21 protein-coding genes are annotated in these 25,582 nt (G+C 62.1%); 8 read left to right on the forward strand and 13 right to left on the reverse strand.

Annotated features, from left to right (window positions below; all coding sequences use genetic code 11):
- Window positions 1–161: 161 nt before the first annotated feature.
- The 5 genes from hpnC to JQ600_RS14750 all read left to right on the forward strand — a co-directional run bounded on the left by hpnC (window position 162) and on the right by JQ600_RS14750 (window position 5,933).
- Window positions 162–1,040, forward strand: a complete 879-nt coding sequence (hpnC, locus tag JQ600_RS14730; RefSeq protein ID WP_212385718.1) for a squalene synthase HpnC — start codon at window positions 162–164, stop codon at window positions 1,038–1,040.
- Window positions 1,037–1,876, forward strand: coding sequence for a presqualene diphosphate synthase HpnD (gene hpnD, locus JQ600_RS14735; RefSeq protein WP_212265478.1), 840 nt, complete (start codon window positions 1,037–1,039; stop codon window positions 1,874–1,876). The genes hpnC and hpnD overlap by 4 nt, the downstream gene beginning before the upstream one ends.
- A complete protein-coding gene (gene hpnE / locus JQ600_RS14740) occupies window positions 1,876–3,123 on the forward strand; it encodes a hydroxysqualene dehydroxylase HpnE (protein WP_212265477.1) in 1,248 nt (415 codons plus the stop codon). The genes hpnD and hpnE overlap by 1 nt, the downstream gene beginning before the upstream one ends.
- Before the next feature lie 69 nt (window positions 3,124–3,192).
- Entirely contained in the window at window positions 3,193–5,172 is a 1,980-nt protein-coding gene (gene shc / locus JQ600_RS14745) for a squalene--hopene cyclase (RefSeq protein WP_212489967.1), read from the forward strand.
- 68 nt (window positions 5,173–5,240) lie between these two features.
- The gene (locus JQ600_RS14750) at window positions 5,241–5,933 is read left to right on the forward strand and encodes a phosphorylase (protein WP_312010856.1); all 693 of its coding nucleotides are present in this window, start codon (window positions 5,241–5,243) and stop codon (window positions 5,931–5,933) included.
- A gap of 234 nt (window positions 5,934–6,167) precedes the next feature.
- On the opposite strand, the gene hpnH is transcribed toward JQ600_RS14750, so the two are convergent.
- Window positions 6,168–7,328, reverse strand: a complete 1,161-nt coding sequence (gene hpnH / locus JQ600_RS14755) for an adenosyl-hopene transferase HpnH (protein WP_212385712.1) — start codon at window positions 7,326–7,328, stop codon at window positions 6,168–6,170.
- Between the two features lie 46 nt (window positions 7,329–7,374).
- A complete protein-coding gene (gene ispH / locus JQ600_RS14760) occupies window positions 7,375–8,301 on the reverse strand; it encodes a 4-hydroxy-3-methylbut-2-enyl diphosphate reductase (RefSeq protein WP_212265474.1) in 927 nt (308 codons plus the stop codon).
- 445 nt (window positions 8,302–8,746) lie between these two features.
- Between ispH and JQ600_RS14765 the strand changes: the two genes are divergently transcribed.
- Window positions 8,747–11,335 carry an MMPL family transporter gene (locus tag JQ600_RS14765; protein ID WP_212265473.1) on the forward strand — a complete coding sequence of 863 codons (2,589 nt, stop codon included), beginning with the start codon at window positions 8,747–8,749 and terminating at the stop codon, window positions 11,333–11,335.
- Here JQ600_RS14765 and JQ600_RS14770 read toward each other — a convergent pair.
- Window positions 11,303–12,001 carry a DUF2147 domain-containing protein gene (locus JQ600_RS14770; RefSeq protein ID WP_212385701.1) on the reverse strand — a complete coding sequence of 233 codons (699 nt, stop codon included), beginning with the start codon at window positions 11,999–12,001 and terminating at the stop codon, window positions 11,303–11,305. The two genes, JQ600_RS14765 and JQ600_RS14770, sit on opposite strands and share 33 nt — an antisense overlap.
- A 98-nt stretch (window positions 12,002–12,099) precedes the next feature.
- Here JQ600_RS14770 and hpnO point away from each other — a divergent pair, with 98 nt between their 5' ends.
- Together hpnO and JQ600_RS14780 are read left to right on the forward strand one after the other, a co-directional pair.
- Entirely contained in the window at window positions 12,100–13,491 is a 1,392-nt protein-coding gene (hpnO, locus tag JQ600_RS14775) for an aspartate aminotransferase family protein (RefSeq protein ID WP_212265471.1), read from the forward strand.
- Window positions 13,492–13,648: 157 nt separating this feature from the next.
- Entirely contained in the window at window positions 13,649–14,053 is a 405-nt protein-coding gene (locus JQ600_RS14780; protein ID WP_212265470.1) for a GFA family protein, read from the forward strand.
- 31 nt (window positions 14,054–14,084) lie between these two features.
- On the opposite strand, the gene JQ600_RS14785 is transcribed toward JQ600_RS14780, so the two are convergent.
- The 10 genes from JQ600_RS14785 to JQ600_RS14830 all read right to left on the reverse strand — a co-directional run bounded on the left by JQ600_RS14785 (window position 14,085) and on the right by JQ600_RS14830 (window position 25,471).
- Window positions 14,085–14,987 (reverse strand): alpha/beta fold hydrolase, encoded by a 903-nt coding sequence (locus tag JQ600_RS14785; RefSeq protein ID WP_212385699.1) that lies wholly within the window; start codon window positions 14,985–14,987, stop codon window positions 14,085–14,087.
- Window positions 14,984–16,606: a GMC family oxidoreductase gene (locus JQ600_RS14790; protein ID WP_212385697.1), complete on the reverse strand. Its 1,623-nt coding sequence runs from the start codon at window positions 16,604–16,606 to the stop codon at window positions 14,984–14,986. Before JQ600_RS14790 ends, JQ600_RS14785 begins: the two co-directional genes overlap by 4 nt.
- Before the next feature lie 165 nt (window positions 16,607–16,771).
- On the reverse strand, window positions 16,772–18,511 hold the full coding sequence (locus JQ600_RS14795; protein ID WP_212385695.1) for a nitrilase-related carbon-nitrogen hydrolase: 1,740 nt from the start codon (window positions 18,509–18,511) through the stop codon (window positions 16,772–16,774).
- A 49-nt stretch (window positions 18,512–18,560) separates the two neighbouring features.
- Window positions 18,561–19,256: an urea ABC transporter ATP-binding subunit UrtE gene (urtE, locus tag JQ600_RS14800; RefSeq protein WP_212265466.1), complete on the reverse strand. Its 696-nt coding sequence runs from the start codon at window positions 19,254–19,256 to the stop codon at window positions 18,561–18,563.
- The gene (gene urtD / locus JQ600_RS14805) at window positions 19,256–20,005 is read right to left on the reverse strand and encodes an urea ABC transporter ATP-binding protein UrtD (protein WP_212385693.1); all 750 of its coding nucleotides are present in this window, start codon (window positions 20,003–20,005) and stop codon (window positions 19,256–19,258) included. The genes urtE and urtD overlap by 1 nt, the downstream gene beginning before the upstream one ends.
- 5 nt (window positions 20,006–20,010) lie before the next feature.
- Window positions 20,011–21,165: an urea ABC transporter permease subunit UrtC gene (urtC, locus tag JQ600_RS14810; protein WP_212489968.1), complete on the reverse strand. Its 1,155-nt coding sequence runs from the start codon at window positions 21,163–21,165 to the stop codon at window positions 20,011–20,013.
- 3 nt (window positions 21,166–21,168) lie between these two features.
- Complete coding sequence (gene urtB / locus JQ600_RS14815; RefSeq protein ID WP_212412606.1) at window positions 21,169–22,062, reverse strand: urea ABC transporter permease subunit UrtB; 894 nt, start codon at window positions 22,060–22,062, stop codon at window positions 21,169–21,171.
- A gap of 119 nt (window positions 22,063–22,181) precedes the next feature.
- The gene (locus JQ600_RS14820; protein WP_212033330.1) at window positions 22,182–23,429 is read right to left on the reverse strand and encodes a transporter substrate-binding domain-containing protein; all 1,248 of its coding nucleotides are present in this window, start codon (window positions 23,427–23,429) and stop codon (window positions 22,182–22,184) included.
- Between the two features lie 274 nt (window positions 23,430–23,703).
- A complete protein-coding gene (locus JQ600_RS14825; RefSeq protein ID WP_212385681.1) occupies window positions 23,704–24,312 on the reverse strand; it encodes an ANTAR domain-containing protein in 609 nt (202 codons plus the stop codon).
- 10 nt (window positions 24,313–24,322) lie between these two features.
- Entirely contained in the window at window positions 24,323–25,471 is a 1,149-nt protein-coding gene (locus JQ600_RS14830; protein ID WP_212385677.1) for a transporter substrate-binding domain-containing protein, read from the reverse strand.
- Between the last annotated feature and the right edge of the window lie 111 nt (window positions 25,472–25,582).

A 25,582-nucleotide genomic window follows, 5' to 3' on the forward strand; every position in this document is an offset into this window, starting at 1 on the left:
CGCAAGGCCCGTTCCGGCATGTTTGCCGGGCGGCGGCATGGGCTTGATGCCCCAGATAGCATTGGTTTTGGCGGCGTATTCCCCTATATGGGGCTCGCGATCCGTCGCATGCGCCTGATATCGGCGCATGCCGCCATTTGGACCAATGTAGCCAGCTTTTGATGACCAGCGCGAGCGAACTGCGATCCGGAAAAACCCACCGTGACGAGAACTTTCCGGTCGCGTCGTGGATCATTCATCCGCGTCACCGGGCGCTGATTCTCAGCTTCTACAATTTCGTCAGGACGGCCGACGACATCGCCGATCACGCGACGTTGCCGCCAGACGAAAAGCTGAGGCTTCTCGACCTCTTTGAAGCGGAGTTGCTCGGCAAGGGCGACACCCAGAAGGAGGCGGTCAGCCTGCGCCACGCGCTCGCCGCGCGCGAGATGCCGCCGCGCCACGCGCTCGACGTGCTGATTGCGTTCCGGATGGACGTCACCAAGCTGCGTTACGAGAACTGGGACGACGTGATCCATTATTGCCGCTACTCGGCGATGCCGGTCGGCCGCTTCATGCTCGACGTCCACGGCGAGAGCACCTCGACCTGGGCCGCCTCCGATGCGCTGTGCGCCGGCCTGCAGATCAATAACCACCTGCAGGATTGCGCCAAGGATTTTCGCGACCTCAACCGTGTCTACCTGCCGCGCGATGCGCTCGCAGCCGCCGGTGCTACGGTCGAGATGCTGGGCGAGGCGAAGTCACCGCCCGCTTTGCTGAAGTGCCTGCAGGCGCTCGCGGTGCGGACCGAGACCGTGCTCAACGAAAGCAAATCGCTGGCGGCTGAAGTGAAGGATTTCCGCCTCGGCCTCGAGATCTCGGTGATCCAGGCCTTTGCCGACAAGATCGTAGGCATGCTGAAGTTGCGCGATCCGCTCGCTGAGCGCGTGCATCTCAGTCCGCTCGAATTGCTGGCGCAAAGCCTCGGCGGTGTCGCCAGCGAGATCGCGCGCCGCGCGGTGGGCCGGCGGCCCGTGTCGAACCCGGCGGCTGGCGCATGACATCAGAGACGGCGGCGGCCGACGCAAATTACGGCACCACCGCGTCGGGCAGTTCGTTCTATGCCGCGATGCGCATCCTGCCGCGCGACCAGCGCGAGGCGATGTTCCTGATCTACAGTTTTTGCCGGCAGGTCGACGACATCGCCGATTCCCACGAACCGCGGCCCGAGCGGCTCGCCGGCCTCCAGCAATGGCGTGACGATATCGACGCGCTCTATCAGGGCCGTCCGCCGGCACGCCTGCAGGATTACGTCGCCCCGGTGCGGACCTTCGGCCTCAAGCGCGAGGATTTTCTGGCCGTCGTCGACGGCATGGAAATGGACGTGCCGCAGGACATCCGTGCGCCGGATTTCGCAACGCTCGACCTTTATTGCGACCGCGTCGCGAGCGCCGTCGGGCGTTTGTCGGTACGGGTGTTCGGCCTTCCGGAGAATGACGGCGTTGAACTCGCGCATCATCTTGGCCGCGCACTGCAACTGACCAACATACTGCGCGACATCGATGAAGACGCCACCCTCGGCCGTCTGTATCTGCCGCGTGAAGCCCTGCTGCATGCCGGGATCACGAGCGACGACCCGCAGAAGGTGATCGTCGAACGCGCTTTGCCGAAAGTTTGCCAGCCGCTGGCGGAACGGGCCAAGGCGTATTTCGAGAAAGCCGACGAGATCATGAAGCGCAATTCGCGACGCAAGGTGCGCGCGCCCCGCATCATGTCGAAATATTACCGCGCGATCCTCGACCTGTTGCTGGAACGGGGCTTTGCCGCGCCGCGCGCGCCGGTCCGCGTCACCAAGATGGCCAAGATCGGCATCCTTCTCCGTTACGCGATCATCTGATGCAAAAAACCGCTCACATCATCGGCGCCGGCATTTCCGGCCTCTCCGCCGCCGTCCGGCTCGCGAACGCCAATTACAGGGTGTGCGTCCACGAGGCCACGCAAACGACCGGCGGCCGTTGCCGCTCCTATTTCGACGCCGCCACCAATTTGATGATCGACAATGGCAATCACCTGCTGCTGTCGGGCAACAGCCATGCGCTGGCCTATGCGCGCTCGATCGGCACCGAGGCGGGACTGGTCGGACCGAAGCGCGCGCAGTTTCCCTTCTGCGACGTCTCGACCGGCCAGCGCTGGCAGCTCGATCTCGGCGATGGCCGGCTGCCGCTGTGGGTGTTCGACGAGGCGCGCCGGGTGCCCGACACGTCCTTGCGCGATTATCTCGCACTGATGCCGCTGATCTGGGCAGGGACGGACAAACTGGTTGGCAAGGCGATCCCCTGCGAGGGCACGCTGTACCAGCGGCTGGTGCAGCCGTTGCTGCTGGCCGCGCTCAACGTCGATCCGCCGGAGGGCTCGGCGGGGCTGGCCGGCGCGATCGTCCGTGAAACTCTGTTGGCCGGCGGCCAGGCCTGCCGGCCGCTGATCGCCCGCGACGGGTTGAGTTCGGTGCTGATCGAACCTGCGATCAAGCTGCTGCAGGACAAGGGCGCCAGCGTTCAGCTCGGGCATGAGCTGCGTGAATTCGGGATGAACGCTAGCCATGTCGGGGAACTGAAGTTCGGCGACGATGCGATTTCGCTGGCGCCCGACGATGTCGTGGTGCTCGCCGTTCCGCCGCGTCCCGCCGCGTCGTTGCTGCCGGGTCTCAAAACGCCGACGAAATTTCGCGCCATCGTCAATGCGCATTTCCGCTTCGATCCGCCAAGGGATGCGGCGCCGATCCTTGGCGTCGTCGGTGGATTGGTGGAATGGCTGTTTGCGTTCCCGCAGCGCCTGTCGGTCACCATCAGCAATGGCGACCGTTTGGTCGATATGCCGCGTGAAGAACTCGCGCAGGCGATCTGGCGCGACGTCTGCAAGGCAGGAGGCGTGCAGGGCGAATTACCGCCCTGGCAGATCGTGCGCGAACGCCGTGCTACGTTCGAGGCGACGCCGGAGCAGAACGCGCTGCGGCCGGGCCCGGTCACCGCTTACAAAAACCTGTTTCTCGCCGGGGACTGGACTGATACGGGGTTGCCGGCAACCATCGAGGGATCGGTGCGGTCGGGTGACCGCGCGGCCGATCTGGTTCTGGCCAGAGCATGATGGCCTGACTGGAAGAGAGCGTGACCGGCTTTACGGTGCGCGATCGCGAACAGAGGGATGTCTGACGAAATGTCTTCCGTCGATCACAGCGATGTCGCCGATCCCATCGCGGCAGTCGATCCCGTCGCCCTGGAGAAATCGATCTCCTCGGCGACGCAGGCGCTGCTCGGCTATCGGCAATCCGACGGGCACTGGGTATTCGAGCTGGAAGCCGACAGCACGATCCCGTCGGAATATGTGCTGCTGCGCCACTATCTCGCCGAGCCCGTCGATAGCGAACTCGAAGCCAAGATCGCCAACTATATCAGGCGCACGCAAGGCAATCATGGCGGCTGGCCGCTGGTGCAGGACGGTGCGTTCGACATGAGCGCCAGCGTGAAGTCCTACTTCGCGCTGAAGATGATCGGCGATTCCGTCGATGCGCCGCACATGGTGCGGGCGCGCGAGGCGATCCGTTCGCGCGGCGGGGCCGCCAAAGTCAACGTGTTCACCCGCTTCCTGCTGGCTTTCTACGGCGTGCTGACCTGGCGCGCGGTACCGGTGCTGCCGATCGAGATCATGCTGCTGCCGATGTGGTCGCCGTTCCATATCAACAAGATCTCCTACTGGGCGCGCACCACGATCGTGCCGCTGATGGTGCTGGCGGCGCTGAAGCCGCTGGCAAAGAATCCCAAAGGCGTCGGCATCGACGAATTGTTCCTGCAGGATCCGAAGTCGGTGGGCATGACGGCGAAGGCGCCGCATCAGAGCTGGGGCTGGTTCATGCTGTTCCGCTCGCTCGATGTCGTCCTGCGCACGATCGAACCGCTGTTTCCCAAAAAGCTTCGTGCCCGCGCGATCGACGAGGCCGTGGCCTTCATCGAAGAGCGGCTGAACGGCGAGGATGGTCTTGGCGCGATCTATCCGCCGATGGCCAACACCGTGATGATGTATGAGGCGTTCGGCAAGCCGGTGGATTACCCGCCGCGCGCCGTCACGCGCCGGGGTATCGATAGATTGCTCGTGATCGGCGAACACGAAGCCTATTGCCAGCCATGTGTGTCACCGGTGTGGGACACCGGGCTGACCTGCCACGCAATGATCGAAGCGGGCGGCACGGAAATGCTGCCGCAGACCAAGCAGGCGCTGGACTGGCTGGTCCCGAAGCAGGTTCTCGACATCAAGGGCGACTGGGCGGTGAAGCGTCCCGACGTGCGGCCGGGCGGCTGGGCGTTCCAGTACAACAACGCCTACTATCCGGATCTCGACGACACCGCCGTCGTTGTCATGGCGATGGACCGTGCGCGCAAGCAGTCCGGAAGCAACGAGTACGATACCGCGATCGCGCGCGGCCGCGAGTGGATCGAGGGCATGCAGAGCCGCGATGGCGGCTGGGCCGCCTTCGACGTCAACAACCTCGAATATTATCTCAACAACATCCCGTTCTCCGACCACGGCGCGCTGCTCGATCCGCCGACCGAGGACGTCACCGCGCGCTGCGTCTCGATGCTGGCGCAACTCGGTGAAACCGCCGCAACCAGCAAGGCTGTTGCCGACGGCATCGACTATCTGCGCCGCACCCAGCTTGCCGAAGGCTCGTGGTACGGCCGCTGGGGGCTGAATTACGTCTACGGCACCTGGTCGGTGCTCTGTGCGCTAAATGTCGCAGGTGTCGATCATCAGGACCCAATGATTCGCAAGGCGGTCGATTGGCTGCTATCGATTCAGAATCAGGACGGCGGCTGGGGCGAGGATGCGGTCAGCTACCGGCTGGACTACAGGGGATTCGAGGCCGCACCATCGACCTCCTCCCAAACGGCATGGGCCTTGCTTGGACTGATGGCAGCGGGCGAGGTCGGGAATCCGGCAGTTGCGCGTGGTGTGGAGTACCTAAAAACCACACAGACCGAAAAAGGGCTGTGGGATGAGCCGCGCTACACGGCTACGGGGTTTCCGCGGGTGTTTTATTTGCGTTATCATGGCTACTCGAAGTTCTTTCCGCTCTGGGCGATGGCGCGGTATCGGAATTTGAGAAGCACCAACAGCAGGGTGGTAGGGGTCGGGATGTGACTTTGGGGGCGGGGGCCGCCGCGATCGTGGACAATTCGAGTGATCTCAATTCGGGTGATCTCAATCAAATTGATCCGCGACCGGTTTTGATCGTTACAGGCTTGGTACAAGAGGCCCGCATTGCGGCCGGTCCAGGCATGATCGTGATCTGCAGCAGTAGCGATCCGCAGCAATTGCGCGCGCTGCTCGCGACACTGGATTCATCGACATTCAGGGGTGTCATCTCCTTCGGCGTCGCTGGCGGGCTCGATCCGTCGCTGAAGTCGGGCGATGTCGTGGTCGCGACCGAGGTTCTGGCCGGCGATACCCGCTTTCTGGCCGGTCTGGCGCTCAACGAGGAAGTGATTGCCAGCGCCGCGCTGCGGCGGCGGCGCGTGATTCGCGGCGGTCTGGCCGGAGTGGAGCGGGTGATTGCGGCGACCGCCTGCAAGGCCGCGCTGCATTCGGAGACGGGGGCTGCGGCGGTCGACATGGAAAGCCATATCGCGGCGGCCTATGCGGCCAAGGCAGGCATTCCGTTCGCGGCGCTCCGCGTCATCTCCGATCCCGCCGGCCGTGCGCTGCCGGCTTTGGCCAAGAGCGCGATCAAGCCGAACGGCGATATCGACCTGCGCAAGGTGCTGCGCGGCGTCGCGCGCAATCCGAGAACGTTGCGCGCGCTGGTGTCCACGGGCATCGATTTCAATCGTGCGCTGCGTTCGCTGCGCGGCTGCCGCGGCTTCATCTCCGGCGGCGAGGGGCTGGCCGCGGCCAACGCCTGACGACCGCTGAAATAGAGCGTTTTCGAGCGAAGTGGATACCGGTTCGCGTGAAGAAAACGCGTCAAAACAAGAGTCCAGAGCTTCGGTTCTGATTAAATCAGAACCGATAATGCTCCGGTCCGCTGCAACGAAAAATGCCGTCGCAAGTGCGACGGCATTTTTGTTTTGTGCTTCTTTGTTTTGAGTCTCGCCTTCAAGCAACGCGGGCAAGCCGCGTTGCGGTCTCGGCAGGCTTCAGGCAGCCGTGGAGGCTTTCTGCTGCTGCTTGGCGGCTGCGGTAGCCGCCTCGTCCTTGCGGATCTCCGACAGGCGCTTCTGCACTTCCGAGGAGAAGATGTACTGCGCCGGACGCTGCTTATCGAGGTTGATCTCGGGCGCCATCGGACCTGACGTCCGGACACCGCGCAGCGCCACCCACATCGCCTTCAGCGGATTGACCAGCGCGGCATTGGCGGCGGTCGGCTCATAGCCGCAATGCGCCATGCAGTCGGCGCACTTCTCGTACTTGCCGGTGCCGTAGGTCTCCCAGTCGGTGGTCTCCATCAATTCCTTGAAGGTCTTGGTGTAGCCCTCGCCGAGCAGGTAGCAGGGCTTCTGCCACCCGAAAATGTTGCGCGCCGGCATGCCCCACGGGGTGCATTCGTAGCTCTGGTTGCCCGCCAGGAAGTCGAGGAACAGGCCGGAATGCATGAAGTTCCACTTCTTGCCCTTGCCGAGGGCAAAGACGTCGCGGAACAGCTTCTTGGTCTTGGTGCGGTTGAGGAAGTGCTCCTGGTCCGGCGCACGCTCATAGGCGTAGCCCGGCGACATCGAAACACCGACACCGAGTTCGGTGGTGAAGTCGAGGAACTTGGCGATCTCTTCCGCCGCGTGCCCGTCGAAGATCGTGGCGTTGACGTTGACGGTAAAGCCGCGCGCCTTCGCAGCCTTGATCGCCGAAACCGCGCGGTCGAACACGCCCTTCTGCGACACCGCCTTGTCGTGGTGATCCTTCAGGCCGTCCAGATGCACCGAGAAGAACAAATAGGGCGAGGGCTCGAACAGATCGAGCTTCTTTTCCAGCAGCAACGCGTTGGTGCAGAGTGAGACGAACTTCTTGCGCGCCACGAGGCCGCGCACGATTTCGCCGATCTCCTTGTGGATCAGGGGCTCGCCGCCCGGGATCGCCACCATCGGTGCGCCGCATTCATCGGCCGCGTCCCAGCACTCCTGCGCCGACATGCGGCGATTGAGGATCGCATCGGGATAGTCGATCTTGCCGCAGCCGACGCAGGCGAGGTTGCAGCGAAACAACGGTTCGAGCATCAGCACCAGCGGATAGCGCTTCCGGCCAAGCAGCTTCTGCTTGATCAGATAGCCGCCGATACGCAACTCCTTGAAGAACGGTATTGCCATTACAGGATTTCTTTCTGGACCTTAGTCGTCGTAACTCGTGAATGGATCAGCCCGCAGTCAGTTCGGCGGGAAGCCGGAATTCGATATTTTCTTCCCTCCCAGGAAGCACCGACACCTTGACGGGTCCGATACGTCTCAAAGCCTCGATCACGTCGTCGACCAAAACTTCGGGCGCCGAGGCGCCCGCCGTGATGCCGACGGCCTTCGCATCCTTAAGCCAATCAGGGTTCAACTCGCTGCCATCGGCAATGAGATAACTCGCGACCCCGACCTCGGTGCCGATTTCGCGAAGCCTGTTTGAGTTGGAACTATTGGCGGCCCCCACCACCAAAATGACGTCAACCAGTTTGCTCAGGTCCCTTACCGCAGATTGGCGGTTCTGTGTCGCATAGCAGATATCCCGGATGTCGGGGCCTTGAATATCTGTAAAACGGGCCTGAAGGGCCGCAATTATGTCCTTTGTGTCGTCAACGCTGAGGGTCGTCTGGGTAATATAGGCCACCGGGGTGTCGATTGGGAGGGTCAGGGAGGCCACGTCATCGACGTTCTGGACCAAAAGGACCGTTCCGGGAACCTGACCCATGGTTCCCTCGACCTCGGGGTGGCCGGCATGGCCGATCAGAATCAGGGCCCGGCCCTTCGACATATACCGTTTGCCCTGATTGTGGACCTTGGTGACGAGGGGGCAGGTGGCATTGAGGACGGGCAGGCCGCGGGCGGCCGCCTCTTCCTCGACGCTGCGGGCCACGCCATGGGCGCTGAACACGGTAACGGCGAGCGGGGGGACTTCCGACAGGTCCTCAACGAAGATCGCGCCCTTGTTCTTCAGGCTTTCGACCACGTACTTGTTATGCACGATCTCGTGACGGACATAGACCGGCGGGCCGTATTTCTGCAGCGCACGCTCGACGATCTCGATGGCACGCACGACGCCCGCGCAAAATCCGCGGGGCTGCGCAAGATATACTTCCATGGGACGCTCATTACGCAAGTTGCACCAAATTCATTCAAATGCCTTCGTGCAGTCAGTCCTGCCGGGCCCGGCCGAACAAACTGCAATAACCGCACCACCGTTCCGGGGGTAATCCACCCAAGCACATGGAAGCACAGGGCTTTGTGTCAAAAAATTAGCGTCTAGAAAAGCCGGAACGCAAAAGGCCGTGTTCGGCTTGAGGTCGATTGAGGTATCTTAATACCTGAATTCTGTCCGATTCCTCACCGTTTCGTCACTTTCTCGCCCGCACTGGGCGTCTATATGGGGTTTCTCAATGCCATTTCGGCCGTTTTGCCTTCTCTACGCGGGGCCTCTCTGACAGTAACCACAACAATAGATCGCCCGATGTAGATCGCCCCCCGGAACTCCGCTAGACAGCGGACGTTTTCGGCAAGCTCCCTATTAAGACTTAGAAAGAAATGATGTGCTGACCAGCCTGGTTGTCTCAATTGTTAGAACGTGCACGCGGTTTGCCACCCTCATCGTCGTCTTTTCGCTGCTCCTCGCGATTGGCGCGGGCTTCTATGCGGCTCGCAATTTCTCCATCAATACCGACATCAACACGCTGATTTCGCCCGACCTGGACTGGCGCAAGCGCGACAACCAGTTTGAGAAGGCGTTCGATCGAGAAAAGCTGATTTTGGCCGTCGTCGAGGGCCCGACCCCCGAGCTCACCAGTGCCGCCGGCAAGGCGCTGGCCGATAAGCTTGCTGGCGACACCAAGAATTTCGAATCGGTGCAGCCGCTCGGTTCCGGCGAGTTCTTCGAGAAGAACGGGCTGTTGTTCCTGCCCGTGGAGGAGGTCGGCAAGGTCGCCGGGCAGCTCGAAGCCGCCGCCCCGCTGATCGAAATCATGGCCGGCGATCCGTCGATCCGCGGTTTGACCGGCGCGCTGGAAACCGGTCTTGCCGGCGTCAAGCGCGGCCAGGTCAAGCTCGACAATGCGGAACGGCCCTTCAACCTGATCTCGCAGACCGTCGAGAACATCCTGGGCAAGGGAACGGCGACGTTCTCGTGGCGCGAACTTGTCAGCGACAAGCCGCTCGCCGATTCCGACAAGCGCGCCTTCATCGAATTCAAGCCGAAGGTCGACTACAACGCGCTCGAGCCCGGCAAGGAAGCCACCGACGCGATCCGGCAGGCGGCCAAGGAGTTGAATTTCGCGGGCGAGTATGGCGCGCGCGTGCGGCTGACCGGACCGGTTCCGATCGCCAATGAGGAATACGCCACCGTCCAGGATGGCGCGATCGTCAACGGCATCGGCACCGTCGTGATCGTGCTCGTGATTCTCTGGATGGCGCTGCATTCAGGCAAGATCATCTTCGCCGTGTTCGTGAACCTGTTCGTCGGCCTTGCGATCACCACCGCGGTCGGCCTGATGATGGTGGGTTCGCTCAATCTGCTGTCGGTCGCGTTTGCAGTGCTGTTTGTCGGCCTCGGCGTGGATTTCGGCATCCAGTTCAGTGTCCGCTACCGTTCGGAGCGCTTCAAGAACGATGACCTGGTGCTCGCGCTGGAGAGCGCGGCCCGCCGCTCGGCGGTCCCGCTGTCGCTCGCGGCGATGGCGACCGCCGCCGGTTTCCTGTGCTTCCTGCCGACCGATTACAAGGGCATTTCCGAACTCGGCAAGATCGCCGGTGCCGGCATGCTGGTGGCGTTCATCACCAGCATCACGACGTTGCCGGCGATGCTGACGCTGCTCAACCCGCCCGGCGAAAGCGAGCCGGTTGGCTATGCCTTCCTGGCGCCGGTCGATGACTTTCTCGAGCGGCATCGCGTCATCATCATCACCGGCACGATATTGGTCGCGCTGGCCGGTCTGCCGCTGCTCTATTTCATGAAGTTCGACTTCAATCCGATCAATCTGCGCAACTCGCAGGTGGAGTCGATCGCGACCTTCCTCGATCTGCGCAAGGATCCGAACACCGGCGCCAACGCCATCAACGTGATGACGAATTCGGACGCCGACGCCAAGAAGATCGAGGCGAAGCTGGAGAAGGTGCCGGAAGTGCTTCGCGTGATGTCGCTCGACAGTTTCGTGCCGGAGGATCAGCCGGCCAAGCTGAAGCTGATCGCGCAGGCCGCCAAGGTGGTAGGCCCCGCGCTCAATCCGGATTCCGTCGATGCGGCGCCGACCGATGCCGAGAACGTCGAGGCGCTCAAGAGCTCGGTCGACAACCTGCGCAAGACCGCCGGCGACGGCAAAGGCCCGGGCGCGACCGCGGCACGGCGGCTGGCGGATGCGCTGGCGAAGCTGGCCGAATCAACCCAAGCGGTTCGCGACAAGGCGCAGAGTGTTTTCGTCATCCCCCTCAAGATAACCTTCGACCAGCTCAAGAACACGATGCAGGCCCAGCCGGTCACGTTGAAGACCTTGCCGCCCGAACTCGTGAGCAGCTGGAAGACCAAGGAAGGCCTGATGCGCGTCGAGGCGCTGCCGAAGGGCGATCCGAACGACAATGAAGTTCTGCGCAAGTTTGCCGATGCGGTTCTCGCCGCTGAGCCGACTGCGATCGGCGGACCGGTCTCGATTCTCAAATCCGGCGATACCGTCGTCAAGGCATTCATCCATGCCGGTATCTGGGCGCTGATCGTGATCAGCCTGCTGCTCTGGCTGGCGTTGCGGCGGGTCACCGACGTGTTGCTGACGCTGGTGCCGCTGCTGGTGGCCGGCGCCGTGACGATGGAGATATGCGTGCTGATCGGGCTGCCGCTCAACTTCGCCAACATCGTCGCGTGGCCGCTGATGCTCGGCATCGGCGTCGCCTTCAAGATCTATTATGTGACGGCATGGCGATCGGGCAGAACGAACCTGCTGCAGACCAGTCTGACGCGCGCCATCTTTTTCAGCGCGCTCACGACCGCCACGGCTTTCGGAAGCCTGTGGCTATCAAGTCATCCCGGCACCGCCAGCATGGGTAAATTGCTGGCGCTGTCGCTCATCACCACGCTGGCGGCGGTGCTGCTGTTTCAGCCTGCGCTAATGGGCAAACCGCGCGATATCGGGGAGTAGGCAGATATCGCCGACGGGATCGGCGGCCGCCTGTTTCTGGCCGGCGACGGGCTTTTGGCCCGGCGCCGGGCTCACCGCACCGGTGGTCTTCGGCGCGGCGGTTGCCGCCGGCGAGCCGGGCGCGGGCGTCAGACCCGGTGCCGTCGCCGAGGCGCCAGCCTTCGGTGCTCCGCCTGCCGGATTTTTCGGCGCGGCGCCCTTGGCCATGCTGTTGCTCGGGCTTGAGGGAATCGGCGGCCCGACGCGGGTCCAGGTCTCGCCGCCGCACAGGAAGCCGAGCACGCAGCCTTGAATCTCCAACTGGTCGGTTCCGACCGGCTTGATGGTCGAGCTGTAAGACTGTCCGTCCTTGGCGTTGTAGACTTGGCCTTCCCAGGCATCGACGCCGGGTTTCTTCTTCATGTTGATCAGGATCGGCATGCCCAGTGTAGGTCTGCTCTGCTTTGAGGCATCCGGATTATTCGTATCGCGGCCACCCGGCGTCTTCTCCCAGGCGACGGCACCCCACATGTTGCCGTTACATTGTGCTACGCGAATGTTGGCGACGCCGTCGGCCACTTTCCAATCGCCTGTGGGGTCGGCGGCCAGTGTGGAAGTAACACCTGTGGCAAAAAAGAATCCGGAAAAAACTATTCTGCGCGCGACAGTTCTTGGGCAGTGCAACATGGTTCAAACCTGCTTATGTAGATTATCCGAGAGGGGTCAAAACGCCGCATTGGGCGTTTTCAGTTGACGAAATGGCCATCAAGCGACGTATGTAGCGAATGCTAAGTTCAAATCTAGACGTTTCCGAGATGTTTGTGGAGCGCCAGGCGCAGCGCAGTTCCATGCATTCGCGCCATTTGAACGAGCAGCTCGTCCGCGTGCTCAAGACGATTGGCTATGATGTCGGCTTTCAGAAGGGTCAAGGTCAATACCTGTTCGATCGTGACGGGGCCCGTTATCTCGACCTACTGAGCGGATTTGGCGTTTTTGCGATTGGCCGCAACCATCCGGCGTTGCGCCATGCGTTGAAAAGCGTGCTCGACGCCGATTTTCCGAATCTGGTGCAGCTCGACGTCTCGACGCTGGCCGGAGTGCTGGCGGAACGTTTGTTCGAACATGTGCCATATCTGGACAAGGTGTTTTTCGCCAATTCCGGCGCCGAAACCGTCGAAGCCGCGATCAAATTCGCTCGTGGCGCCACCGGGCGGCCCGGCATCGTCTCCTGTTCGCACTCCTTTCATGGATTGTCCTACGGCGCCTTGTCGCTGATGGATGATTCGAACTTCCGCAGTGGCTTCGAGCCGCTGTTGCCGGGATGCACCCAGATCCCGTTCAACGATCTCGCCGCCCTCGAACAGGCGCTGTCGTCGCGTCAGGTCGCCGCTTTCATCGTCGAGCCGATCCAGGGCAAGGGCGTCAACCTGCCCACCGACGAGTTTCTGCCGGGCGCTCTTGCGCTATGCCGCAAATACGGCACGCTGTTCATTGCCGATGAAATCCAGACCGGGATCGGCCGCACAGGCAAGTTCTTGGCGGTCGAGCACTGGAACGTCGAACCCGACATGGTGCTGCTGGCAAAAGCGCTGTCCGGCGGACATGTGCCGGTCGGCGCGCTGCTGACGCGCAAGAGCATCTTCGACAAGATATTCAATCAAATGGACCGCGCGGTCGTGCACGGCTCGACCTTTGCAAAGAACGATCTGGCGATGGCGGCCGGGATCGCCACGCTCGAGGTGATGAAGGCGGAAAAGCTGGTCGAGCAGGCCGCCAAGCGTGGTGCCGAGCTTCGGCTGGCGCTGACGCGCATGGTGCCCGGCTACGAATTGCTGAAGGAAGTGCGCGGCAAGGGATTGATGATCGGCGTCGAATTCGGTCCGCCGAAATCGCTGCGGCTGAAAGCATCCTGGAACGTGCTCGAGACCGCCAACAAGGGCCTGTTCTGCCAGCTCATCACGGTGCCGCTGTTCAAGGATCACAAGATCCTGACCCAGGTTTCCGGCCATGGCAGCCACACCATCAAGCTGCTGCCGCCGCTGGTCATTACGGAAGAAGACTGCAGCTGGATCGAAAAGGCGTTCGACACTGTCATCGCCTCCAGCCACAAGGTGCCCGGCGCGATCTGGTCGCTCGGCAAGACCCTGGTCGACAACGCCGTGCGGAAGTCGGCGTAACGCCGACACGCAACACCAAAGCGCAACACACAGTCGCCATCTGGGCAAGCGGAAGTTCGCTTTTGAATTCAGCGCGGCGTACATGCGTTTATGCCGCAGTTTTCGGCTGATCCGCGCCATAGTATTCTCATCCCGACAAATCATGTGGAGGAGACTGATGCGCATTACCGGCGGCTGTCATTGCGGCGCGATCCGTTACCAGGTGGACGGCGACCTGATCGTTCATGCGTTGTGTCATTGCGCGGATTGCCGGCGGCACGCCGGCGCACCGATGGTAGGCTGGGCGATGTACGCCGAAGACGCAGTCAAGGTGACGCAGGGCGAGCCGAAGGTCTACGCGTCTTCCGAACACGGCCGGCGGCAGTTTTGCGCCAATTGCGGAACCGGCCTGTTCTACACCAATGCGAACATGCTGCCCGGGATCATCGACGTGCAAAGCGGCACCTATGACGATCCCGATGCCGTTCCGGTCATGGTGCACGTCCAGGTCGCCGAGCGGGTCAGCTGGATGGAGCGCGCGCACGAATTGCCGTTATTCGACCGGTACCCTCCGCAGACATAGAAGCGGGCAAGCGACAGGTTGCGACTATCCGTTACCCGGCTTGTGCTTCGAACGCTGACAACGCCTGGAGCACGAGTTGGGGCGCTTCCTGCGCCACGCTGTGACCGGCGCCTTCGAACGTCCATTGGCTCGCGGCGGGAAGCAGGGCTACGGCGCGTGACGCCATCTCCCTATAGATGGACCAGGATTGCTCGGTAACGGCCACGCGCACCGGACATTCGATCTCGGACAGCCACCCGAACGGATTGCCGCGCGCGTCGCCCGCGTAAACCTGCTCCATCGCCTCCAGGATCGGAAGCAGCACGGCTGACTCAATCTCGGGTGTGCAAAGCAGCCGGACCCGGCCATCGTCTTGCTGCGCGAAGCCGTGCCGGATGTAAGCCCGCAGCGAATTCTCCGTCCATTTTGCAAAGGCCGGCGCGGCGCGATAGCGCGCGAACGCGGCGTCCGCGCTCTCGAACTCGGCCTGTCGGCGCAGCGCGCCCTGCACCGCGCTTTTGCCGAAATCGCTCAAGCCATCAGGTCGAGCCGCCCGCGGATCCATCACTGTCGGCTCCATCACAAACAATCGTGCGAAGCGCGCAGGCATCAGTTTCGCCGCCAATAACAGATCGGTCGCGCCCGCACTGTGTCCGATGCCGTAGATATCGGTCAGATCGAGCGCCTCGATCACCCGGCACACATCCTCAGCAAAATCCTGGAAGTGATAGCGGCTGGCCTCAGGCTTGTGGCTGTCGCCATGACCGCGGCGGTCGAGCGCATAGACCGTATAATCCTGTGCGAGTTCGCGGGCGACGTCGTCCCAGACCTCGGCGACAAAGCCGGTGCCGTGCAATAGAAGCGCGGGCGGCCTGCCTCGATCCTCCGCACCCCATCGCGCCAGCGCGATGCGCGACTCAATATCGCCGATCGAAATCCGAGCCGGGCCCGTCAAGCGCGCGCATCCTCCAAAATCATTGTCGCGCCCTTTTCCGCAATCATCGCCGTCGGCGTATTCGTGTTGCCTGACGTGATCGTCGGCATCACCGAGGCGTCGGCGATGCGCAAGGCGGCAATGCCGTGAAAGCGCAGGCGCTCGTCGACGACGGAAGTGGCATCGGAAGCCGATCCCATCTTCGCGGTGCCGACGGGATGGAAGATCGTGGTGCCGATATCGCCCGCGGCTTTCGCCAACGCCGCATCGTCGTCGCCGACGCTGGGGCCGGGCAGATATTCTTGCGGATGAAATCGCGCCAGCGCCTGCTGCTTCATCAGCCGCCGCGTGGTGCGGATGGCATCCGCCGCGACCTGCCGGTCTTCATCGGTCGACAGATAGTTCGGTGCGATCGCGGGTGCCTTGTCGGCCTCTGCGGTTCGGATGCGCACGGTGCCGCGCGAGGTCGGCCGCAGATTGCAGGCGCTGACCGTGATGGCGGGGAAACGGTGCAGGGGATCGCCGAATTTATCGAGCGACAGCGGCTGCACGTGGAACTGGATGTTGGCGCGCTCGCGATGCGGATCGGAGCGCGTGAAGATGCCGAGCTGCGACGGCGCCATGGTCAGCGGACCGCGGCGGCGGAACGCGTAGTCGAGCCCCATCAGGCCGCGCCGGAACAGATTGTAATAGGTCTCGTTCAGGGTGCGGACGCCCTCGACCTTGTAGATCGCACGCTGCTGCAGATGGTCCTGCAGGTTGCGGCCCACACCTTGCCGGTCGAGCGTGACGTCGATGCCAAGCGGCGACAACCAGTCGGCCGGGCCAATGCCGGAACGGTGCAGCACCTGCGTCGATCCGATGGAGCCTGCGCAGAGAATGACTTCGCCTTTGGTGCGGGCCTCGACGATCTCGTTGCCCTGATAGAAGCGCACGCCGACGGCACGGCCGTTCTCGACAATCAGCCGGTCCACCAGCACGTTCTTTTCCAGCCGCAGATTCTGGCGGTTCAACACCGGCTTGAGAAAACCCCGCGCGGAAGACCAGCGGCGGCCGCGCTTCTGGTTGACGTGGAAATAGCTGATGCCTTCATTGTCGCCGGTGTTGAAATCGGGGATGCGGCGGATGCCCATCTGTTCGGCGGCGTCGCCGACCGCATCCAGCACTGCCCAGGACAGCCGCGGCGCTTCGATGCGCCAGCCGCCGCCCGCGCCATGATGTTCGCTCTTGCCGAGGAAATGATCTTCGAGCGCCAGGAAGTGCGGCAGCACGTCGTCATAGCCCCAGCCGGTGAGGCCTAGCTGACGCCAGTGGTCGTAATCGGCAGCCTGGCCCCGCATCGAGATCATGGCGTTGATCGCCGACGAGCCGCCGATCACCTTGCCGCGGGGATAGGCCAGCGCGCGGCCGTTGAGGCCCGCCTCCGGCTCGGTCTTGAACATCCAGTCGGAGCGGGGGTTGCCGATCGCAAAGAGGTAGCCGACCGGGATGTGAAACCAGATCCAGTTGTCGTTGCCGCCGGCCTCCAGGATCAGCACGCGATTGCCGGGATTGGCCGACAACCGGTTGGCCATGATGCAGCCGGCCGTGCCCGCGCCGACGACGATATAGTCGAAATCACCTTCAAGCCGCTTCATCATCGTTACCGCGCGACCCGCAAGGCACGCAATGCCGGGGCCAAATTCGATCTGCAGGATTGGCCGCGCGTCACGTCCAGTGAACGGCGGTACCGTCGCGGACGATCAATAAACGAATCCGGGCAAAAGCGAACCCTTTCGTTTCCGCAGCGGGCGATTTCCGCCGCTCTATTGATGCCATTTCACCAGAGCGGGGTAATGGTGCGGCAGGCGCATCATCACGAGATCCTTTCGGCGAACGATGTTCGTCGGGTAGGGCGTATCGAGGTTCGTCGTATCGACGCTCGCCGCTGCAAATCCCTCATCGTCGAGGATGGCAGACTCCTGGCGCGGAAATGCGAACGCATCCGGGCCGAATACCGCGCTTTTTCCCAGGTAACCGCGCTCGGGATCGTAGACGTTCGCAAATGCAAAATAGACGTTGCTTTCGCCGCCGCGCACGCGAAAGGCGTGCCAATGGTGGGGATCGGCGCCGGTCGGGATCGGGTAGTTGTGGCGTATGCTGGTCCCCTCGTGAGCTCCGGTAAATTGGCCGGCAATGGCGGCCGGGCAAGCGACGAGGTCGCAGCCGAGCAGCGACAGCGAACGCACCGCCTCGGGGAAGAGGGCATCGTGCCCGATCAGCAGGCCGACCCTTCCGATTGGAAGGTCGAACACTTTCCAGTCCGAACCGGCGCTGGCCCAGACCTTGTCGCGCGCGTTCAGATGAATCTTGCGGTAGCTGCCGACCAGCCCTTCGGGGCCGGCCAGAACGGCGGTGTTGAACAGCCCTTCAGCGGCCCGCTCCGCGAAACCGGCGATAATGTGTACCCGCAACCGTGCCGCCAGGCGGACAAGACGCGTGACCGCCTGATCCTTGATGTCAAGCGCGCGGTCACCGGGTGCGCCGATCCCGGTCATCGACAGTTCGGGGAATACAATGAGGTCAGGCTTTTCCTCGCTGACGGCCTCCTTGGCCAAGACCTCAATGCGCGCGAGATTCTGCTCGACGTCGTCGGTTGGGGTAAATTGCACGACCGCGGCCCGCGATAGTTGCCCGGGAGGCAGCGGCTGGTAGCCATAGAGCTTGAAGAAGTCGCGCGGATTCCAGGTGAAGCTGTTCGTCATCAGGTTGGCATAAAGCTCGGGACGACGGTCCTCGAAGATCGGCTCAGACAACACCTCCCGCCGGCGCGCCCGGGCGAGATCGATCTCGCCATGCACGATACCGTCGCCGCTATCCAGCACCGCCTGAACATTGCCGTCCGGTTCGATGATGCAGCTTCCGCCGCTGAATTGCACCGTGCGCTCGAGGCCCCAGCGGTTGCTCTCGATGACATAGCAGCCGTTTTCGAACGCGCGGTTGATCCAGTACGGCGCCGGCGCCCGTTCCTGCAACCAGTTGCTGATGTGGCAAATCACATCTGCCCCAGCCAGTGCTTCCAGCCGCGCGGTCTCGAAGAAATGCAGGTCCATGCAGACCAGTAGCGCAATGCGTCCGATCTCGGTCTCGAACACGATATGGGCGATGTCTCCCGACGCGGCCCATTTCGGTTCGGAAATATAGGGATGCGATTTGCGGTGCTTGCCGACAACACCGGATGGCCCGATCAGGACTGCGGTGTTGTAGTAGAGGTCCGTGGCGGCGTCGACCTCGGGCATGCCAACGACGATGTAGCAGCCGAATTGCTTTGCAAGCGAATGAAATACGTCGGTGGTCGGACCGGGTACGGTTTCCACGAAAGGCTTCACTTCCGCCCTGTCATACCAGCAATAGCCGGTGGTGCCCATTTCGGGGGTGACGATCAGGCGCGCGCCTGCCGTCGCAGCTTCGCTCGTCATCTCCAGCAAGCGCTGGATGTTGCGCTCCTTTTCAAACATCGTCGGCTCGAACTGGATGGATGCCGCCTTGAAACGCTCTGATGCCATTGCCTTACCTCTGTCACGCCGCCACGGCGGATACCGAAAGTTCCAGGATTCAAATCGCCATTCTCAGGTGCACAAGCTCTTCCGTGAGCTGCGATACCGGGCCCTCAGCCACCACGCGTCCCTTTTCCATCATCGCGAACTGGTGCGACGCGCGGCGGACAAATTCGATGTTCTGTTCCACCAGCACGATGGTGAGGCCGATCTCGCGATTGAGGCGAATAATCGTCTGCTCGATTTCCTCGACGATCGACGGCTGGATTCCCTCATTGGGCTCGTCAAGCAGCAGCACATCCGGTTCCGAGGCGAGCGCCCGGGCGATGGCCAGTTGCTGCTGCTGTCCGCCGGACAGCACGCCGCCCAGCCGGTCCATGTTCTGCAGCAGATACGGAAACAGCTCACCCACCAGCGGGGGAATGATGCGTCTGCCGTCGGTTCTGGCGAAGGTTCCGAGCAGGATGTTTTCGCGGATGGTGAAGTCCGGAATGATTTCGCGGCCCTGCGGCACATAGGCGAGGCCGGCGCGCGCGCGGCGGAAGGTCGGCTCACAGGTGATGTTCGTTCCGTCAAGTTCGATCTTTCCCGCGGTCTTGTCGGTCATGCCCATCAGGGTTTTCAGCAGCGTCGTTTTGCCAACGCCGTTGCGGCCGAGCACCGTGGTGATCCGCCCCTTGTCGAAGCTGAGCGTGACGTCATGCAGAACGTGGCTGCGTCCGTAGAAGCTGTGAATGTTCGACAGGCTCAGCATCAGGAGATACTCCGCGATCCCAAATACGCCCGCCTGACGGCCTCATTGGTTTCAATCGATGCAATGTCGCCTTCTGCCAACACCTCGCCGAGATGCAGCACGGTGATGCGTTCCGCGATCTCGCGCACGAACGCCATGTCGTGTTCGACGACGAGCAGGGTGTGCTTCCCTCGCATGCTGTTGATGATGTTCGCGGTCTTTTTGGTTTCGGCCGCCGTCATGCCCGCAGTCGGTTCATCGAGCAGGATGACTTTCGGGTCCTGCAGCATCAGCAGGCCGAGCTCGAGCCATTGGGTTTGGCCGTGGCTCAGATAAGCGGCTGTCACGTCGGCCTTGTCCCGGAGATCGACGATGGCGAGCACCTCTTCGATCCTTGCGAGCGCATGCCTGGAAAAGCCGAATCCGAGGTTCGCGAACACCGAGGGATTGCGGCAGCTGGCGACCTCGAAATTCTGGCGGACGGTAAGTTCGCGGAACACGCTGGGAATCTGGAACTTCCTGCCGATCCCGGCCCGGGCAATCCGGTGCTCCTGCCAGTTCGTGATTTCGGTGTCGTAAAGATGAATGTGTCCGCTGGTGCTGTGCGTACGACCGGAAATCAGATCCATCAGCGTTGTCTTGCCGGCGCCGTTGGCGCCGAGCAGTACGCGCAATTCTCCCTCGGCAATCGTCATGGTGACGTTGTTGACGGCTTTGACGCTGCCGAAGCTGACTTCAAGCCCGTCGATCGTGAGCGCGGTGGCTGCCATGGCGCTCACCCGCGCTCTGCAAGGGCGTCGCGGCTTTCCGCCACCAGCCCTTCATCGGAGGCCGCCTCCGTGGCAGGCGCCCGCCAGCGGTCGAGAAGATCGTGTGCAAATCCGCCAAGGCCCCGCGGCAGGTACAGCACCACGAGGACGAAGATGAGCCCGACCACGGCTTTCCAGACCTCCACCAAAGCCTTGGTCTCGCTGACCTTGGCCTCGATCATGTTGATGAGGATGGCCCCAACGCAGGCGCCGAGGATCGAGGATCGTCCGCCGACCGCAGCCCACACCACCATCGTGATCGAAAACGACAGGTCCATGAATGTGGGGGAGGCGAACTCCGACACCATCACGTAGAGCATTCCCGCGAAGCCGCAGATCGCCGCCGACACCACGAAAAAGAAAATCTGGTAGCTCGGAACGTCCAGCCCGAGATAGCGCGCGCGGGTCTCGTCATCCCGCGTCGCCTGAAGGATGAGGCCGGCCCGCGTGCTCACCAGCAGACGCGCACCGACGAGAACCAGCGACAGTGCGATGGCAACCAGATAGTACGTCGCACGGCTGTAGGGGTCGGACTGAAACGCCCCGATCGTCAGCCAGGCGAGGTCGGTCAGCCCGTTGAAGCCGTTGGTCAGCGGCTGCGCATCGATGACCAGCAGGCGCACCAGCAACACCAGTGCCAGTGTGATGATTGAAACGAAGACGCCGGAAATCCTGTTACGGAACACGATCAGTCCGGTAATGGTGGCAATCACCACCGGCAACACGATGCCCATGGCAACGCCAAACCATTGGCTTTGAAACGGAAGCCATATGAAAGAGCCCTTGTTGATGCAGCATAGTTGCGTCAGCGCGCCGGGCTCGGCGTTCCAGAGCATGAAGTCGGGGACCGGCGTGTCGGATCCCTGTTGCAGGCTGGTCGGACTGGCAAGCTTCAGCGACATCGCCAGCATGTAGGCGCCGGCGCCAAAAAACAGTCCCTGACCCAGATTGAGGATGCCGGCGTACCCCCAGGACAGCGCGACGGCGACGCCGAGCATGCCGAACACCAGGTACTTTGCGATCCTGTTCAGCCAGAACTCGTCCAGCATCAGCGGCGCCAGCAGAATGGCGGCGACGAAGAGCCCGTAGAGCAGAAAATCGTATCTTTGCCTCGATGCCATGACTCAACGACCCCTGAACGAGAAAAGGCCCTTGGGCTTCACGACAATGATGAGAATGACCACGCCGAATATGACCGCGCGGGCGATCGTGTCGTTCTTGAGCGCGGCCACCACGCTGTTGATCTCGCCGAGCAGTCCGGCTGACAGCACCGATCCCAGCAGGCTTCCGACACCGCCGACCACGACGACCAGGAAGCCATCGACCACCATGGGCGTGCCCATGTCGGGGAATACCGTCTTGAAACCCGACATCATGACGCCGGCTATTCCGGCGAGGCCCGAGCCAAAGGCGAAGGTGAGGGCATTGACGCGTGCGACGTCGACGCCGCAGGCCGCCGCCATTTTCGGGTTCCGGATGATGGCGCGGACCTGCATTCCGATCGAGGTCCGCTGCAACAAAAACCAGGTCACGGCCGCAAGGGCGGCGGTGACGACAATGATGAAGGCGCGATAGGTGTTGATTTCCACACCAGCCAAATGAAACGTGCCCTGCAGGACTGCCGGCACCGGCACGTTCTGAAGACCGGGCCCCAGGCCCTCGACGTGAATGCCGAAGAACGACAGGCCGAATTCAAGCCTGATCGCCTGCTGTATCAGGATGGCGACGCCCCATGTGGCCAGCAACGTATCCAGCAGCCTGCCATAGAGCCGGCGGACGATGACGCGCTCGATGACCAGGCCGACGATCGCGGTAACGACGAAGGCGATCGGAATTGCCATCACGATGTTGGCGTCCAGCCAGATGCGCGACAGCACGGCGGTGTAGGCGCCGAGCATCACCATCTCGCCATGGGCCATGTTGATGACCCCCATCGCGCCATAGGTGATCGCAAGTCCGAGCGCCACCAGCAGCAGGATCGAGCTCAGGCTCAGGCCGATAAACATCGTGTCGATCATGTCGTGTCTACTTTCGAAGGAGCCGGACCGTTCACCGAACATCTTCCAGCCAGGGCGCGTTGGGGTGGGAGGTGCGCCCCGGCTGGAATGTCTTTCGATGTGGCCGGGCCTCCAGCTTCTTACTTCAGCTTGGCGGTTTCCAGCCCCTTCGCCGTGCAGAACAGATCGCTTTCAGTTTCACCATAGGCCGAATAGGCGAGCGGCTTGATCGGCTCCGGCCAGGCGTCGACCACCTTGCTTTGGCCGTCCGGCTGCCACTGGCCGACCCGCGGCGTCAGCCAGCAATGCAGATTGTCGGCGTCGATTTTGACCTTGCCGCCCGGCGCGTCGTAGGTCTGGCCGCGGATGCCATCGCGAATGCCGTCCGCGGTAACCTGTCCCGACTTCTCGATCGCCTGCTTCCAGAGGAAGACCTGGAAATAGGCCGCCTCCAGCGAGTGGTAGGTCACCGCTTTCGGATCCTTGGTGAACTTCCTGAAGTCTTCGATGAACTTCTTGTTGGCCGGCGTGTCGATCGACATGAAATAGGGGAACGACGTGTAGCTGCCGGCGGCGTATTCGGGGCCCATCGCCGCGATCTCGATTTCGGAAGTGACGGTCGCGCAGATCGGGATCGTCGCCTGCGAGAGACCTTGATTCTTGAACTCCCGGTAGAACGCGATGATGGAATCGCCGACCACGTTGGAAAGAACGACGTCGGCGCCCGAATCCTTGATCTTCTTGACCATGCTCGCCCATTCGGAATGGCCGAGTTCGAGATATTCGTCGCCGGTCCATTGCGCGCCGGCGGCCTCGATCAGCTTCTTGCTGACTTTGGCCATCTCGCGCGGATAGACGTAGTCCGATCCGACGATGAAGAACTTCTTCTTGCCGAGCGTCTTGGCGATCCACGGAATATACTTGCCGAGCTGCTGGTTCGGTACCGCGCCGGAATAGACGACGTTGCGTGAACACTCGAACCCCTCGTAATGGGTCTGGTAGAACAGCATGGCGTTTCGCCGTTCGAAGATCGGCAGCACCGCCTTGCGGCTGGCCGAGGTGTGGCATCCGAACACGGTTGCCACGCGATCCTGAATGACGAGCTTGGAAGCTTTTTCGTTGAAGGTTTTTGGATCGGACGCGCCGTCCTCGACGATGACTTCGACCTTCCGGCCGAGGACGCCGCCTGCCGCATTGATCTCGGATACGGCCATCTGCACCGCGCTCGCCAGCAGCTTCTCGACGATCGACAGGCCGCCGGTCTGCGAGTAGAGCGCGCCCACCTTGATCGGGTCGGCTGCAAAGGCCTGCCTGATCACAGAAGGCGATGCGATCGCGGCCGAGGTGATCGCCGCCGTCTTTAAAAAGTCACGTCTGTTGAAGGACATCTTGTTCCCCTGGTTGGTGCGAAGCTTCGGGCACTGCTGAAATCAATCAGCGTGATGACTGGTTTGGAAAGACGCTGACGTCTCTGTCAGCCGGCAACAAAAAACCCGCAGGACCGGGTCAACGGTCTGCGGGCAACTCTGCCACCTGCGGTTCGGAGAACATTCCGCCGCTACGTCAAGACGTGGCCTCGTTGTGAGGGGACGTCCTGACGGCGCCCATGAGGGGCACTATCAACGTCAATATGCTAATCTGCTCTCGCGCTCATTTGCAAGCCTAATCTGCTTGCGCTCTGCTGCGTAACATATCTTCCGACCTGATGATCAGATTGGCAACCTCGTCCACCGGCACGCGACTCGCCATCGCTCGGTTTCGTATCTCGTGATAGGCCTCAGCCTCGCTGAGCCTGCTGCTCGACATCAGGATCGCTTTTGCCTTTGCCATTCTTTGATCGCCAAGCAGCCGGCGCTTGTACTTGCGCGCTTGCTTGCTGAGCGCTTGTTGCTGCAGCCAGAGATTTCGCGCGATCGCCAGGTTTGTCAGCAGCCCGAACGGTTTCAGCGGCCGTTCGATGACGGCCAGCGCCCCGCTTTCGAGAACGATCTGCAACGTCGATGGATTCTCGTAAGAGACGATCGCCAGGATGGTCGGCGCCGGCTGCGCGATGGATTTGAGCAGCCGTTCGGTTTCCGGGCGCGTCTCGTCGTCGATCGAAAGAAACAGCACATCGGTATGCGCAGGCAGTTCGGTAGGGACGGGCCAGCGGCAATTCACGGTACATCCGATCCGCCGCAGATGATCGACCAGAAACTCTCCCTCAGCGTCCGAAGGATGAATGACGAGAACGTTGAGGTCCCGCAGATCTTTCAATAGCGCGACGGACACAGGCTCTCCGCTACATTCGCACGGGCTGCGGCACGGGTTCGGATGAACCCAGCCGATGCTCCAGCATGAAGGGATCAGGCTGAACCCGCACCGTGGGTTCGTGCACGATTTCGTATTCGCCACGCGCATTGACCTTGGCAACGCGGGGCCACAGGTGCGTATGGTTGTTCAGCCGTTCGACCTTAACTTTTCCCTGCGGGGCCTCGAATTCCACCTCATAGAGCGCCGGCAGCAGTTCGCTGTAGCGATCGCTGCCCGCCCGTTCCAGCGCTGCGGCATAGAGGAACACCTGAAAATACGCGGCTTCCGCCGGCGCAGTCACCGGCGTATCCGGTCCGCAAGCCTCTCGACAGGCCCGGACGAATGCCTGCGCCTGCGCACTGCCGAGCGTCGAGAAGAACGGCGCGGCGGTGATATGCCCGCGGATTACCTCCGGCGCCATCTGGACGAGATCGGCCTCGCTGGTGGACAGGCTCGCGACCGGCGTTTTGGACATGTCGAGGCCGGACTGAACCAGTGCGTTGAAACACGGGATGATGCCGGCGCCGACGATGGTCGAATAGATGACATCCGGCTTGCTTGCCTTGACGCGCTGGATGATCTTTTCGATATGAAGCGGCGTCAATTCCAGCGGCACGTAAAGCTCGTCGAGGACCTCGCCGCCGGCCTGAAGAAACAGATCGGCAATGATGCGATTTGATTCGTAAGGGTAAACGTAGTTCGAGCCCACCAGAAAGACCCGGCGACCGTAATTGTTGGTGAGATAGTCGACGAGCTGGACCGAGTTCTGGTTGGGAGAGGCGCCGGTGTAAATGCAATTGCGCGAATATTCGAAGCCTTCATACAGCGTGGGATAGAACAGCAGGGCGCCGCGCGCTTCAATGATGGGGAGCGCCGCCTTGCGCGTACTGGACATGTGGCAGCCGAAGATCATGCGGACGTGATCTTCATCGCACAGCCTGACAGCCAGCTCGCGGTATTGCTGCGGGACCGAGCCGGGGTCGTAGCAAATCGGCTCGATCGGCTTGCCGCGCACGCCGCCGGCGGCATTGATCTGCTGGATCGCCAGCAGGGTCGCCGCGCGCTGCGTTCTCTCGATCGCAGCGGTAACGCCGGTTTCGGAAAACAAAACGCCTACTCGCCAGCTGCCTGCGTCCATTGCCACCATTCCAAAAAACAAAAAGCTCCCGCCCGTTGCCGGTCGAGAGCTACCCTGCTCATGAGGTACGGCCAAACCTGCCGCTACGACGGCCAATCATGCCGTCGCGAG

Origin of the sequence: Bradyrhizobium sp. AUGA SZCCT0176 (genome assembly GCF_018130145.1) — a bacterium.
Taxonomy (GTDB): Bacteria; Pseudomonadota; Alphaproteobacteria; order Rhizobiales; family Xanthobacteraceae; genus Bradyrhizobium.